This window comes from Pseudoalteromonas luteoviolacea NCIMB 1944 (assembly GCF_001625565.1).
Lineage (GTDB): Bacteria > Pseudomonadota > Gammaproteobacteria > Enterobacterales > Alteromonadaceae > Pseudoalteromonas > Pseudoalteromonas luteoviolacea_F.
The window spans coordinates 56,108-70,797 of sequence record NZ_AUXS01000026.1 but is presented as its reverse complement, the minus strand read 5'-3'; the positions used below and the strand labels follow the sequence as shown (position 1 = coordinate 70,797).

Here is a 14,690-nt window from a genome sequence, read left to right as displayed (position 1 = left end):
CTAGAGTGGCAATGGTATTGCTATTGTTTTTAAACTGTAGGGTTGGAGATAATAAATTACCGTTTTGATAACTAAATCGCGAGAGATGTTAATAGTTGCCGAGTCATTGAAGCCTCAACTCATGCCATTGAGCCTGCCATGTGGCAGGCTGCTTGAGCTTAAGAGCGATCTTTTTGCAATAATTTAATCAAAACAATGGCGGTGGGAAGTGCTGATTTAGGGTTTTGGCCCGTCAACACTCCATTATCGTGAATGACATAGGGCTCGCCCGGCGAAGTATACGTAAATTGAGCGCCTTGTGCTTGGAGTTTATCTTGTAATAAAAAAGCGTAATTCTGCCGTGCCCAACGTCCTTCTTCTGCGTTTGATTTTGCTGTAACTTTGAGCCCAGACACTAGGTAATTGCCGTCTGCATTTTTTATATCTACAAATGCTGCAGGACCATGACATACGGCTGAAATGATCTTATCTTGGGCTAAAAATGCTAAGGATAATCTGGCCATTTCAGGGTGCCCTGCAAGGTCAAACATAGGGCCTGCTCCACCTGGAACATAAAATGCGATGTAGTCTTTCGGTTGTATCGATTTTAATGGTGTTGGCAGGTCAATATTGCTGTTCTTTCGCATGATTTTGTAGTCAGCCTGAGCCTGTTTAGAAAGTAGCTTGTAGGCAACTGGTCGGCCTGGCCTGCCGTCTGGACTGGCAAATTCGACCGAATACCCGTTATTAATGATATGTTGATAAGGTTCAACGACTTCAGGCAAATAGTAGCCATGTTTGTCAGCAGATAAAATAAACAGCACTTTTCCACTGTTATTCATATTTGCTAAAGCTTGCTCAGTGAAAGCACTTAATAGCATAAACCACAGCAACCCGATAACTTTAAACATAGAATTCTCCTATCGTTTTAATTTGACAGGATAATTATTGCCAACCATGCAGTTTTAAAACGTTACCTTGCAATGATTAAAAATGACTTTTTATGACTTATCACTAAAGTTGGTTCTTATTATATCGCTAACATAAGATGACACTTGCCAAGTTGCCCAATGAGGTTGTGATACGGAAAAGTGATAAGGTATATCGTTAGCTTGTTGAAAAGTCGAAGTTTGTCCCTTGTTATCAATTGCTATTATGGCGTTACTTTGCGAGTTTCGACAATAAAGTCGGTTATTGTGGAACTGCCAACTAATGCGGTATCGGCGCAAAACATCTGAGCAAATACTAGAATCTATCACTGTGCCTTGCCATGTTGCAGATAGCTGCTGGTCAAAATACACATAGTGCATCTTGTCAGACATTTTGTCTGCAAGCACAAAGGCATATGCTTTATCCAGCACCTGATGTTGGTTGGTTTTTATGTTGAGCAGGTTGAGCTGCCAACCTTGCTTGTGCCACTCGCTATAATGGATCTCCTCATCAGAGTACCAACCTGCGGCCGTAACGGTTTGTGAGATATCAATCACTTTTTGCACTTCTAGGCGCTCTATATCGTATATCACCATCCCCTTATTTGTATTGGCAAGGAGCCGTTTATCATCAAAAGACCAATCTAGGTGATAAAATAAGCGCCCTTGATCTTCAAGTTCAATTGAGCGCAGTTGATTGGTGCCAATGTGTTGCAGCCATAACTTGCTATATCCGGAGCGCTTGGAGATGAATGCAAGCTGCTTAGCGTCATTCGAAATTGCAGGAAGGTAATCCATCACGGATGAATTAGATAGCCCATTAACGTCACCATCAATTTGAATATCTCGGTTTATTATGTATGACGAAAACAAATAGTCTTTACCATTGTTGATCCGATTGAGATCTGTAATGCGTCTAGAATCACTATATAAAACTTGCTGCTGCCCTGAGGCTATACTCGTTGCCACTAAATCAAATGAGGGATGTTCCCCGGGGTGAACCAAGGTTTTGAGATCATGGCCCCACAGTGCAGAGCGAACCATATATGGTAAGGTCAATAAGCTAAGATAAGTGTTATCTGAGATGTTCAATTCAAAAGCTTGGCTAATGCCAGGGGCCGATTCCTGTAATAGTAAGATGCGATTTGTCTTTCTATCTCTATCTAGATAATAGTTTCCTTTACCCATGGCCATAGGCTGAGCAACTTTTCGCTTTTCCACAGTGTTTAAAGACATGCTGTAGGCTTGCCAAGGTGCATAATCTGCATCTCTTTCAATGAACAATAATTTTTGCTCTGCTGGTAAATGAATCACTGTTTTAAGCTGACTATCTGCACATTGATATATAACCTTGGGAGCGCTGAATACTGCCTCTGATATGTCTATTTGGTGGATCTCACACTCTTGTCCGTGGTCAAACAAATAAAACAACTTTTGCCCATCATCCGACCAATAAGCATCATGGGCTTTTCCACCTTCAGGGCTGACTATGTGAGTTATGTTGCTTTGATTATCATGGATATGCAGCTGATTTACACCTAAGGCGGTTGGCGCTGAAAAAGCTAAGTATCGTAGGTCTGGAGACATGGCCCCTTCGAATTGGGTAGTGGAGAGCCTAGATAAAGGTGAAACCTTAGCATCGATGTAAGTAGGGGGGTTATCCGTTTGAGCAACAAATACTGTATATGTGATACAAGCAGCGATGAAAAACAGTACTAAGTAGAAGTATCTGGGGCTGAAAATAGGGGCTGGCTTGCGTAGCAATGTTTTCTTGTCAGCTTGGTATTCTATACGAAGCTCATCATCATGGGGTGTCGCTTCAACTTTGATGGCAAACTTATAACCCACTTTTGGCACGGTGACGACAAATCGTTTTATTTTGTTATTATCGTCAAGGGCCTTACGTAATTTTACGACCATGCGATTAATGGCGCTGTCACTTACAACCTGTCCAAACCAAACTTGTTCAATTAACTCATCTCGACTAATCGCGCGCTGAGGGTTTTGACAAAAATAACTCAATAGCTCAGCCACTTTAGGTTCTAGCAGGTGTTCTTGCTGCCCCTTGCTCAGTATGTTGTTATTGGCATCAAAATAAAATTGGCCTAACTTCCAGCGCATTTTCTTCCTTTTTAATTTTTATAATTGTTTGATAAATATGCGAATAATTAAAAGTCACGTTCGGTCACTTGTCAGCCATGACATGCGACGTACCAAGATTGTACATTACCCCACAATCCAAAATCTATCTTCTTGCAATATGTATATTTTTAAAGAAAACAAGGAATAAATATGAAACGAATAACTCAAGCAATGGTGGTGTCTTTGGCTGGTATGTTGCAGATAAGCACAGCTGGCGCAAATGAAGATATTGAACAAATAAAGCAAGTGATTCAATGGTACTTTGATGGCACTGCGCAAGGAAAGCCCGCCTTAGTTGAACAGGCATTTTTACCCAGTTTAGAGCTTCAGTATGTTGACAGCAGCGGTGCGTTTAAACGCTGGTCGGGACAAACCTACATCAGTGGTATTGAAGAGGGTAGAAAAAACAACCGTGTGGGTGAGATAATCGCGATTGATGTAACGGGTGACTCGGCTATGGCAAAAGCAACAATTACCAACCGTAACATGGTATATACTGACTATTTCCTGCTATTGAAGCTTAACCAAGGCTGGAAAATTACCAATAAAATCTTTACTAGACAACAGGTTCGCAGCCATCAGTATGCCAAATAATACGAAGATAAAGGGTATGTGGCCCATGAATTGAGCTTGGTAGCGAAGCTGTGTAGGTTGCCAGTGTGACTTAAACTTTGTCGATCTTTGCCGCCTTAACGATTGGCTGTTTTCCAACCTGATATGAGCGAAGTATTCGATGTAAATTAGCTATTTCGCTCATACAAAATAGCTCCACATGTGATTAGGTATTTACAACATGTAGCTACCACACATTAATGCTTCCTTTTAGATATCGCGTCACGTTTGGCTTGAAACAGAGAGCGCTTTTGAGGATCTGAAGACTTTTCGATTGCAAGCGCAAGTAATCGCTCAGTGTTCTCTATATCGCCTTTAGTATAATAAATACGTGCCAGCTCAAAATAGGGCTCTGGAATATAAGGCGTTTCTACAATGATTTCTTTTAGCTCTCTTATCGCTTTGTTATAGCTTCCTTTTCTGATTGACCTTTGCGCCAATTGAATTTTATCGAATGGAGTCGAAACGCTGTTGTCGAGTAGGTTCTCAAGGTGATTGACCAGCTGTGTATCTTCTTGGGTTTTTGCTAACGATAGATAGTTCGAAATTAAGTTTTGGCTAGTCAAATGATGTTTATCAGCAAATTTAAATATTTCTAGGGCGTCGTTTTGTAGCCCTCTTCTACGGTGTAAAACTGCCGCGACGTTGATCAATTCCGCATCGTTAGGGCTGTAGTTCAGTGCACTTATTAAAAAGCTATAGCTATTATTGAAATTCTTGTCTAGCAGCGAATCAACGGCTTTGTTGGCATAATATTTAGCAACTAGGTCATCATAACTAGCGGTATCGATGAAAAAGCTGTCTTGGGCAGGGAAATAGTCGACAACTGTGCCGGCGCGAATGATCTCAAATTGATTGGCTGCATTCGATGAACTCGGCGCTAACAATTTAGTGCGAAAGTGATTAGAGATCAATATGGTATTGTTGTTTTTACGAAAAACAGGAACCGTGCCTACTTCTCTAAATGTGGTTTCTATTTTCGCTAGCGATGCATAGGCCTGAGTTAATATTGCCAGAGATATGCAATTGCCTTCGTTTTTTTCTAGAGATTCTCGTGCTGTTAGAGTTGCGCCATCGAAAGTAAATCGGTCAAGGCGTTGCTCGAGGTAATTAAGTACAGCTCTGTCTGGACGAATACCTTTATTGAGCTCTGCATTATAGTAAGTCAAAAATTTATGTTGCTCTTGTTTGGGCAAAGAAAATATATCATGCTCGTCAATTGTGGGTTGGTGTTCAAAAGCAGCATGGTTAAATAATTTTTCAACAGGCGGGATGGTTTCTACAGGACTTGTTTTTGTGCTTGAGCATGCAATCAATTGGGCTGTAACTAGCAATAGAATGGCGGTTTTTATCATGAATATTGCTCCTTCAAAATAACAGTGGGCTACTTATTTATGTCACGTATCTTCTTAATTAGCAATTGCTCGAAAGCAGCCCATGAAGTATCGAGCCTTTTACTCCTAAATATTTACTAGTGTCGTGAGTGGCACACGCAAGCTATTGTGATTTTATTTAACCAGAGCGTAACTTCTTGGGCTATCTGAGCAGGCGCCTTTAATTGTAACCTAAAAGCATTCAACCCTTTTATAACGTACTGACTTTAAAGCTTTGTCATGCTGTGGCGTCTAAATGTCGTTGTATAGCAATAGACGTTAAAGGAGGCGTGCGCATAATTACGTTCGTTGTTTTCAAAGTTTTTAAGGAGCTCAAATTGTTTCTTTCAATAAATAAGTTAAAGACACTACGCAAAGAAAAAGGCTGGTCACAGGAAGTACTTGCCAAAGCAACGGGTTTATCTGTACGCACAATTCAGCGTATAGAAGCTGACGGTAAGGCTTCTGCTGAATCTACGCTAGCACTCGCATCTGTGTATGAACTTTCTCCTCAAGCGCTGAAGGCAACCTCAACAGACATTCAAATTAAGTGGACGAGGAAAGTAATTATGAAAAGTTTAGTGGGATTGTTAATGATATCTTGTGCTGTCGGCATGTTGATTTTTCTCGGTGCAAGCTTACGAAATTATCTAGATGTTACTTCTGGCGTATTTCTCATCTTATTTTTGTATGCAGCAACCATGGTGACTTTTGGTACAAATGGCATGTTTAAGTCTTTGTCAGGGCTTAAATACATATTCACAGAAGAGATGGTTGGTGGAGAGAAAGCTAGATATCTGGCAGAACTATATAAAAGCCAAGTTAAGTTCTTGTATGGTGGCGCATTGATCGGCTTAGTTGTAGGCTTAATCGCAATACTTAGCAATATTGACACCTATGAAAACTTTTCCTTGCTAAGGGCGATATCCGTCAATTTAGTGGTTTTATTTTATGCTGCGTTATTAAGTGAATGCGTGTTTAGGCCTTTGAGCATTAAGCTTAAAACATGCGATATTAAAGAGTAAACTCATCGCATGCTAGGTATACGGAAAGGTGGCTTTAAATGCAGTCGAGTTTATTTTTGGGAGCCAATAATAATGGGTGAGAACTTGCGATGACGATTGCGGAATTTAACTATATTGAGTCGATGTTGTGGTTTGCCATGGCGCTTACTTTAATCATAAATTTGCTTTTAAAAGGCCATAAAGACGCCTATTTCACGGTGAGCATAATTGCTTCATTAGCTTTTATTGCCTTTGGCATATCAGACATAATCGAAGCAAGTACAGGGGCCTGGTGGCGCCCTTTTAGCCTGTTAGCGTTGAAAGCAGTATGTGTGGTAAGTTTTATTGGCTGTTTTGTAAAATATAGAAAAATAAAAAGCGCAATTCATACTGACCAATAGTGTTACGCCCAAAGAGTGTGAACGGCAGTTCAGTATCTTATTGTATTAGCTGAGCCAAGAAGACAAATATGGATAAGAATATTTCTGAATTATTATTTCGCTCTTTGGGCACTCATGCCCTTAAGGTATTGTCGTTATCACAATCAGAACTAAAGCTTGTTGTTGCTCCTTGGGATGATTTAGACAACGAAGCCTTGGCCACTTTTGAAGTGTCTGAGATTATGTATTTTGAAGTCACCAGTGGCGAAGTCAATGCATTTGCACAGCTCAATCTTCCTTGGGATATTATTCGGTTTGATTCACAGTTGGTATCGGGCTTGATTTGGGAATTTGGTTTGTGCTGCGATGAAGCCCATTTAGGCTTCAGAGCAAAAGTGCCTGATATCTCTTTTTCATGTAAAGCTAAGTGAATGTAACTTCTTGCTATAGCATCTGCTGCACATTATTCAAAATACCTTTGGAGGTAATGAATGAACATGCTCAGGTCAAAAGATATCAAGCAAAACCTAATTCATTCAAGAGGTCACTTTATTTTCACAAGCGAAAATAAACTCGCTTAACTCGCAGCGCTTCGATAGTAAGGCGAGGTTTTAGTGCAAAAGGAGGCACTTTGAAAGCTTTAACATCACTGTTTTTATTTTTATTTTCTTCATGCGTACTGTCAGCTAACCATAGTATTCATCACTTAATCGGCACATGGGTCATCAATCATGACAATAAGCAAGTTGACTATAGCTTTATTGAATATCAAAAATCAGGTGACAAGTGTGAAATATCTTTTTCTTTAGTTTATTCACTTGAAGTGGATATGTATTGGAATAAGTGGAAAGTCGAAAACGGAGTCATTCATTCGACAATACACAATACCAACACTTTACTTGAATACGGCACTAAAATTGGCGATAAGATTAAACGCCTAAATGAAACAGAGTTGTTTGTTGATATGGTCATTCCTAAGGGCGAATACGCGACTGAATATCACTATAAAAACATGAATGCAAAACCGGGTCAGGTGTGTAATACAGTGAAAAAATTCTTTAATCATAAAAGCCTATTAGAACAATAAACATTGCTTGGATAAACGATTTAAATTGGGTACTAATGATTTAGAGGTTTATATGACGACCACGAGTTGTGTCTCAGTCTTATATAGACTGATGTGTTTAGGAGTATCGATATGCTGAAATTTGATCAAGGGAGTGCCCGTTTTAACTTCCGAAGCGTTGCGGTTGTTATTCACGACAATCACGTATTATTGCATAGGGCTGTGGGCGATCCATTTTGGGCACTGCCGGGCGGCAGAGTAGAGTTTTTTGAAAATTCGGATGCTACGTTAAATCGCGAGTTGCTCGAAGAGCTGGGAGTTGAAATAGTCGTAAAACGTCACCTTTGGTATGTTGAAAACTTTTTTGAGTATTCAAATAAGCAATATCATGAAATTGCCAATTACTTTTTGGCGCAACTCAGTGAGCCGAACCATTTCCCTATGAAGGAAGTTTTTTGTGGAATTGAAGAAGAGGTCGACCTTGAGTTTAAATGGTTCTCTTTGACTGATTTATCCAGTATCGAATTAAAACCTACATTTTTACAGCACGGCTTGGTTAATTTGCCAATGGAGACAAAGTTCATCAAAGTTAATGAACTCAATGTTGGCTAAAGCTTTATGAGCTGACATGTCCTATCGCGAGTATCCATTGCCATCGCAACAGCTAGCGTGTTTGTTCTGCAATAAAAGCTAGGTATATAACTAGCTTTTATTGCAAAGGTGTTATTAATGGGGTTTCATTGTTTGAATTAATTTGGACAGGCTCTGACACCTCCAAACGAAAAAACCGTTATTGGCCGGAACCTAAATTCCATCCAAACTGAACTTGAATACCTGTTCCTTCAATCACATTGCCTGTATCGTCGAGATTAACTTTATAACGCCATTGCTCTAAAGCATTTATCCCTGCTTGTTCAAAGTAGCCTTCAGGGCTTGCTTCAATTACCCGAATATTAACAGGTTCGCCTTTCGCATTAAGGTCAAACTCTAAAGTTACGCTGCCGGTAATACCTTGTTTTGCAGCTTCAATTGGATAGTCGTATTCTTTGCTAAAGATGACTACAGGCTTATAACTTCTTGGTGTATCTGCGCTTTTTTTCTTTTCTTTAATTTCTCCAAAGTAGCCAAAATCAATGTAGCTCTGTATAATTTCTGCGCGCTTGGGGTTTTGAAGCGTTTTATCTTGCAGATATTTAAAAAAGCGCTGATCACCTTGTTGTTTGGCTATTTTAAGCAATACGCCATCTAGGTAGGTGTCTGATGCTTTCTCAATGTAATTCAAGTAAGCCTCAATTTTTTGTTTTGCCTGCTCAAACTCTCCTAGTAAGTAGAGTCCAAATACTTCCAATCTCATTTGGTATCTGTGATCCTCAGCGTTTAGAGCACCACTATTGATCGCTGCGCTGGCATGACGCACCGATAGCTCATGTAGCTTAACGTCACTATATAAATAGGCCAATTTACGATTGATCATGGCTGTTTCAAAGTCTGAGTTTGTCTTTATGGATTCAAGCGTTTCTTTTGCTGCCATTGCATTGTTATCTTGCTGTTGCTTGGTCGCCGTATCAATGGCTTGTTTAATATTCGCAGGCAGCACCTTTTTTGCTCGTTGGCTGTGACATTGATAGGTCAGGGTTTGACATGTTTTGTTTTTTAGTTTGTCGGTTGGCTTTATGTGTTTCTCAAATTGGATTTGATCAGCATACTGTTTTGCTATCCGAGTTTTTATCTCATCGAGCACGCGTTGAGCGGCCTTATTTTGCGCTTCTCCATCAATCATTGTTTGAATATCAAGCAGTAACTCGTAACGTGTTTGGTCTTTTTTCTGCTGTGCTATTTGATCGAAAATTTCAAAGATGTCAAAGTCAAACGATTCACCAATATATGCCAAATAATTTAATGATTTTTCTTCTCCAAGCTCGAACCAACCATGCTTAACAAGCAGTTTTATTGCCAGAAGCTGCGCCGATTTATATTCTTCTGCTGGTAAGCTCTCACTGTCTATTGCTTTTAAAGCATAATCTAAGGCATGTGCATCTTCTCCGATCCGCTTCATATTCATATTAGCTAGGTGATAATCCACAATTGCCTGCTCATAAACATTTTGGCTTTTGATTTTTTCTAACCTTATGACTGCGGCGCTATAGTAGCCATGGGTTGCGATATTTAAAGCAAAGGATATATCTTTGGCTGTACTTTCGCTTATATCTTGTTCTGGCTGCATCAAGTGGCACTGATACCTAAGCGGTTCACAACTTAATTTTTGTTGACTTGGAGTGGTCGCTATTTCAGTTTGGGCTTTCGGCGTAGTTGTTACAGCTTGCTCATTTTGAGCTGGTAATTCTACCGCAGGGGGAGAGGGTGATGACTGACATCCAGTCAAAACAGCAAGAGTAAGTGCTGTAATAGTAAGCCGTTGTTTATTCATTGTTATTATTCCATTATATTTTTCTCAATATTAGCACTTTGCATACTTTGCTTGAAGTAAGGTTCAATGTTTGAAGTATAAATGCTGTTAACGATTGTAAAGGCACCTGAAATCCTGATCATAGTATAACTTATTTGTTAAAATAAGCATAAAAATCAATAGTATGATGTTTTTTGTTGCGACTGATAGAGACAGTTTTAACAGTGAGTTTTTTAGCGTTTTGTTATTCAAGTTTATGTACAGTCGGTGTACGCTTTGGGCAGTGGATCTTAAGTATTCTTCGTATATCATAAACATTCGCCATCTGTTTTTGCCGAGCAATTTACGGTATAAGTGTATTTAGCGCTAATAACACCTAAGTGTCGTATAACTTTCGTATAGTTGTCGTAAAAGGTGCGTATAAGTTTCGTTTTACTTTCATGGGTTTACCAAAATAATTAAGCAGTCACAGATAACGGTCAAATACATTATGAGAATAAATGCAGAATTAATTCTAAGAATGAGAAAAGAAAAATCTTGGTCTCAAGATGAGCTGGCAATTGCTTCTGGACTTAACCTGAGGACGATTCAAAGAATTGAGTCAGAGGCGACAGCATCTTTGCAGTCGAAGAAAGCACTAGCATCCGCATTTGAACTTGATGTTCGAGACCTTGATTACGAGGAACAACCTAAAATGAAAAAGTACGAATATAAAACTGTAGAACTTCCGTTTAAATTTGGTTTTTTTAAACAGGGTACACCTGATATAGATGAGGTGCTGAATGTTGAAGGGGCTAAGGGTTGGCGACTAAACCAAATGGTGCTGCCTGCTTCATCTAATATGGGGCAATCTGAAAAAATGATTGCTATTTTAGAGCGAGAATTGATTGAGTAATCAAAGAGGGTTGGTAAGTCAAATAATATAAGCTAGCTATATGTTTTGCTGTTTGACTTGCCACAGTTACGGTCTCGACTTTAGTAGACATTGAGTATTGTGTTAGTTTTGAGTGAATTTTAGCCAGTCGTTACCATATTACATTTTTCAAATGTGGGCGCAGTAGATCGAGAGAACAATATGAAGTATATATTGCTTTTATTATTAATATCCCCATGCATTTCAATTGCAAACCAAATATTAACCCCAAAAGAAGTTTTTGAATCAGAGCAGCCTATTTACTGGAAAATAGATAAAAAAGTATCTATTCGAGAGTCTGTATTTGCTACGATTAAATTTGAGTTCAGTCAAAAGGGAAATGGCAGTGTTAAAGTGAGAGATGGGCTGTGGGTTAGGGTATTCGATTGTCATGACAATGGCTTTTTATACTCACCATGCCTAATGAGACAAAGACTGAAAGACATAAACTCGGATGGTTACAATGATATTGTATTCGAGGCTGATTTAATTGACACCGGAGAGAAAGAATCAGATCCCAAAACCAATAAGGGCAGAGTTTTCGTTGAGCTTTTATATTCTCCTGAGCACAGGGCTTTCAAACTAGGTAACTATAGTGACTCGATAGAACCTTATCAGTATTACGAGAAATAGTGTTTTGTGAGTGCATCTGCGTGCTTCAAGGTAGGCCACTCTTCATTTGCTAAAACCCATAATTTTTACTTTGAACAGCCGTTGTGTTCAAACAAGCTACTAAAGGAAAGGTGCTAAATGGCAACAACAGTTATAGAAACTGAACGACTAATATTAAAGGCGTTAACTAAAGAGGATGCTAGGGCCTTATTTGCAATATTCTCAGATCATGAAGTGATGAAATATTGGAATACAGAGCCGTGGGGTTCAATGGAACAAGCAACCTGCTTTATAGCTAAAAGTACAGCAACACTTGAAAATAATACTCAAATGACGTTAGGAATTTACTGGAAGGAGACAGGAGAGCTATTGGGTAAGATTATGCTCTTTAGTTATGATAAACCATCTAAGCGAGCAGAAATTGGGTTTGGGATCAGCCGCCGCTATTGGGGTAAAGGAATCGTCTCGGAAGCTGGACAAGCATTGGTCGAGCACGCATTTAACCATCTAGGGCTACGTAGAATTGAAGCTGAAATAGATCCTGACAATATCTCGTCAAGCAAAGCACTTGAGAGATTAGGTTTTGAAAAGGAAGGAGTGTTAAAACAACGCTGGGAAATTAACGGAGTGGTTTCAGACTCGGCTATCTATGGACTATTGGCGCGGTAACAAATTGGGAAAGGCAATAAAGCCGCTTTAAAGGGGCTGATTTTAACACTCATATTCTTTGTTGTGATAAAGCTAAACTACGAATAAACAAAGGTAAAATTGTTTATAAAGCTGAGCCAAATTGTTTTGACTCAGCTTGAGGGGTTGCCAAATATATCCTTTTTATAGTTCCTATATGCGCACTAGTTAGAACTTACAGTTTCTCTACTTTTACATCTATCCATGCATTTGCAGAGTCTTCTTGACCACCTCGAGCAATTGGCGTGATTTTGAAACCATTCCAAGGATCGGTAAAGCTCTTGCCAATAGCTAACTCAGCGTCCGTTTCATCTTCTTGTGCCCAGCGAGAGTTATCTTTAGAGTTGGGGGTCATATCCAAAAGTGCTGAACGATGATTCCAAAACGAAGGTAAAGGTTCATTTTCCATATAGCCTTTGATATTGACCAGTACACCATTTTTAGTATTGGTATTATATCTGTCGTTTGTTGTGCGGTACTCAAGCCAGTATGTGTAATCGCCATTTCCAGACATCAAGCGCAGCCCAATATTGCCAGGCGCATTTGTGCCATTTGCCGTACCATGGTCAAAGGCGTAAATACGATAAGTACCAGAAGATGTGATCAGAGGAACTTCTGCATCTGTGAGCCAGCCTTTAAAGTAGCTCTTATACATTAGGTTATATTCTTCTAATGTGTGCGCTCCCATCCCCATCATAGCATGTGGATTACCATAGTTACGGATCGTATCGTTACCTGAATTTATTACATGGTTCCCTGCCTCAACAGACATTGAGTGACGCAGTCCCATTGCATGTCCCATTTCATGTGCAATGGTGCCTGGTTTGTGGTGATATAGCTGGATAAATGGAGGGCCAGCTTGCGAGTTAATAGTTGATACTTGTGGGGCAGCCATCATGACAAGATTTGCCTCACCTGGGAAGTTCATATCAACACCTGCTTCTGCGATTTTGTCTGCATAAAGTTGGTGCCAAGCTTTGGTGTCAGAATCATACTTTGACTTAGGCTCATTAATGTAAATTTCAGGCTTGATCTCCCAAGTTACATTGAATCGACCATAGGATTGCTCAGCATAGTACTGCTTGACAGTTTCCATATCGGCATTGATTTGATCTCTTGACCAAGGCAGTGGTGTGCCATTAAAGCTAATAGGAAAAATGATCACATTTACGTGTGAAAACTCATATGCAACATTGCCCGGGTCGATAGGGCCTGGTTCTTTACGGCAGCTGGTGGCACCTAAGTCAGCGACAATGGTGGCACCTTTGAAGAGGCCCCGCATTACGATGTTAGTCCAATATTTAGTTGGGTTTGAGATGACAACACACTCAGTATTTCCAATGTGTTTCGAGCGTATACTATCGTCGCCGGGTCGAGGGTAGCCTCCTTCTCCGTTGCGAGCTTCTAAGGTCAAGTTACCCTGACCATAGGATGTGGTGATCGCAACACTGCCAGCGGTGTCAGCTCCAGGAACCGAGAAACTTTGAAACTGAGATGAAGATTTAACGCAGACAGGAACGCCATCTACGAGTGCAGACTGATCTGTCGGCGTTTGACTTAGACAAGTATTTTCAAGTTGTGTTGTATCACGTTTTTTGATGGTCACAGAGTAGTCTTCAACTTCACCTGAATTAAAGTTTTCACAGGCATTTGCAACGGGTGAATTGTATTTCATAGCAATACGCATTCGCGACGTTACGCCCTCTGCGGAAGCAGGGATATCTAAGGTTGTTGTCAATGCCGAACGGCCGTTACCTGAGCCAACCAATTCATCGATATCACTAAAGTCTCCATCATTATTGAGGTCAATATACACGCTCCAGTACTCCGTATAGGCGTTGTTGACGAACCCTGGAGTTAGGGTGATTTGATTTTGCCCAACACTAAGTTCAGCCGTAAGATTGGTATAGTCAGTGTATGCCGACTGACCAGACGAGGTGTTGTTTACTCCTCCTGCAGATACACCAGCGATATGCTCATAGTTTCCGCCCCCTGAACTGGCGCAATAGTTGTTTTGTGGGACTGCGCCTGTGGTCGCGAGTGCGTTGCTGCATATAAGGGCGCTGGGCAATAGACAGGACCCCATTAATAACAATTGTTTTGTTCGTTTAATATTCACTTTACATGTTCTCCAAATTGTGAGTTGACATGCCCGAAGGCATTTTTCTCATGGTAAAAAGGCTAAAAAAGTCACAAATAATTAATCAATTTCTCGTGTTCCTTTAACAGTCTTTCGAATTTAGTGTATATTGTATACAATAGTTGTAAAGGTGAAATTATCTCATGATTATCTGAAATGGGTAAGATTAAATCTATAAGCTATTGTTTTATATTGATTTAATAAGGTGAGGATTGTTTTTGTATATCAATATGACTCTTTGGAATATTGGAATAATATTTCCCATTGATTGTTTTTAATACAAAGGACCTTGATTTTATTGTTGGGAGTGTAACTCAAGGTAAATAGGGTAATCACAGAATGTGGCGCAACTTCCCATTATTAAAAGTAATATAAATTTTTCAGAGGTATTTTTGCAGAAAAGAATCAGCAATAACGAAGTAATAAATTGCGCAATATAATTGGCG

General features: G+C 39.8%; 13 protein-coding genes. 8 read left to right on the top strand and 5 right to left on the bottom strand.

The window, feature by feature from the left end:
* Positions 1-158: 158 nt before the first annotated feature.
* Together N483_RS09730 and N483_RS09725 are read right to left on the bottom strand one after the other, a co-directional pair.
* The gene (locus N483_RS09730) at positions 159-890 is read right to left on the bottom strand and encodes a type 1 glutamine amidotransferase domain-containing protein (protein WP_023401059.1); all 732 of its coding nucleotides are present in this window, start codon (positions 888-890) and stop codon (positions 159-161) included.
* 90 nt (positions 891-980) lie between these two features.
* On the bottom strand, positions 981-3,029 hold the full coding sequence (locus N483_RS09725; protein ID WP_023401058.1) for a winged helix-turn-helix domain-containing protein: 2,049 nt from the start codon (positions 3,027-3,029) through the stop codon (positions 981-983).
* Positions 3,030-3,200: 171 nt separating this feature from the next.
* Between N483_RS09725 and N483_RS09720 the strand changes: the two genes are divergently transcribed.
* Positions 3,201-3,644 (top strand): nuclear transport factor 2 family protein, encoded by a 444-nt coding sequence (locus N483_RS09720; RefSeq protein ID WP_023401057.1) that lies wholly within the window; start codon positions 3,201-3,203, stop codon positions 3,642-3,644.
* Between the two features lie 215 nt (positions 3,645-3,859).
* On the opposite strand, the gene N483_RS09715 is transcribed toward N483_RS09720, so the two are convergent.
* Positions 3,860-5,017: a tetratricopeptide repeat protein gene (locus N483_RS09715; RefSeq protein WP_023401055.1), complete on the bottom strand. Its 1,158-nt coding sequence runs from the start codon at positions 5,015-5,017 to the stop codon at positions 3,860-3,862.
* 356 nt (positions 5,018-5,373) lie between these two features.
* Here N483_RS09715 and N483_RS09710 point away from each other — a divergent pair, with 356 nt between their 5' ends.
* The 4 genes from N483_RS09710 (at position 5,374) to N483_RS09690 (ending at position 8,097) form a co-directional block, all read left to right on the top strand.
* Positions 5,374-6,060, top strand: coding sequence for a helix-turn-helix domain-containing protein (locus N483_RS09710; RefSeq protein ID WP_023401054.1), 687 nt, complete (start codon positions 5,374-5,376; stop codon positions 6,058-6,060).
* 448 nt (positions 6,061-6,508) lie between these two features.
* Positions 6,509-6,850 (top strand): hypothetical protein, encoded by a 342-nt coding sequence (locus tag N483_RS09700; RefSeq protein WP_023401052.1) that lies wholly within the window; start codon positions 6,509-6,511, stop codon positions 6,848-6,850.
* Positions 6,851-7,050: 200 nt separating this feature from the next.
* The gene (locus N483_RS09695) at positions 7,051-7,506 is read left to right on the top strand and encodes a hypothetical protein (protein ID WP_023401051.1); all 456 of its coding nucleotides are present in this window, start codon (positions 7,051-7,053) and stop codon (positions 7,504-7,506) included.
* 111 nt (positions 7,507-7,617) lie between these two features.
* Positions 7,618-8,097, top strand: a complete 480-nt coding sequence (locus N483_RS09690) for an NUDIX hydrolase (RefSeq protein ID WP_023401050.1) — start codon at positions 7,618-7,620, stop codon at positions 8,095-8,097.
* 178 nt (positions 8,098-8,275) lie between these two features.
* On the opposite strand, the gene N483_RS09685 is transcribed toward N483_RS09690, so the two are convergent.
* On the bottom strand, positions 8,276-9,913 hold the full coding sequence (locus tag N483_RS09685; protein WP_023401049.1) for an energy transducer TonB: 1,638 nt from the start codon (positions 9,911-9,913) through the stop codon (positions 8,276-8,278).
* 469 nt (positions 9,914-10,382) lie between these two features.
* Here N483_RS09685 and N483_RS27255 point away from each other — a divergent pair, with 469 nt between their 5' ends.
* From N483_RS27255 to N483_RS09670, 3 genes are all read left to right on the top strand, one after another.
* On the top strand, positions 10,383-10,787 hold the full coding sequence (locus tag N483_RS27255) for a DUF4177 domain-containing protein (RefSeq protein ID WP_023401048.1): 405 nt from the start codon (positions 10,383-10,385) through the stop codon (positions 10,785-10,787).
* Positions 10,788-10,967: 180 nt separating this feature from the next.
* Positions 10,968-11,438, top strand: a complete 471-nt coding sequence (locus N483_RS09675) for a hypothetical protein (RefSeq protein WP_023401047.1) — start codon at positions 10,968-10,970, stop codon at positions 11,436-11,438.
* A gap of 117 nt (positions 11,439-11,555) precedes the next feature.
* The gene (locus tag N483_RS09670) at positions 11,556-12,086 is read left to right on the top strand and encodes a GNAT family N-acetyltransferase (RefSeq protein WP_023401046.1); all 531 of its coding nucleotides are present in this window, start codon (positions 11,556-11,558) and stop codon (positions 12,084-12,086) included.
* Positions 12,087-12,279: 193 nt separating this feature from the next.
* Here the strand turns inward: N483_RS09670 and N483_RS09665 are convergent, their stop codons facing one another.
* Positions 12,280-14,223, bottom strand: coding sequence for a GEVED domain-containing protein (locus N483_RS09665; protein WP_023401045.1), 1,944 nt, complete (start codon positions 14,221-14,223; stop codon positions 12,280-12,282).
* Between the last annotated feature and the right edge of the window lie 467 nt (positions 14,224-14,690).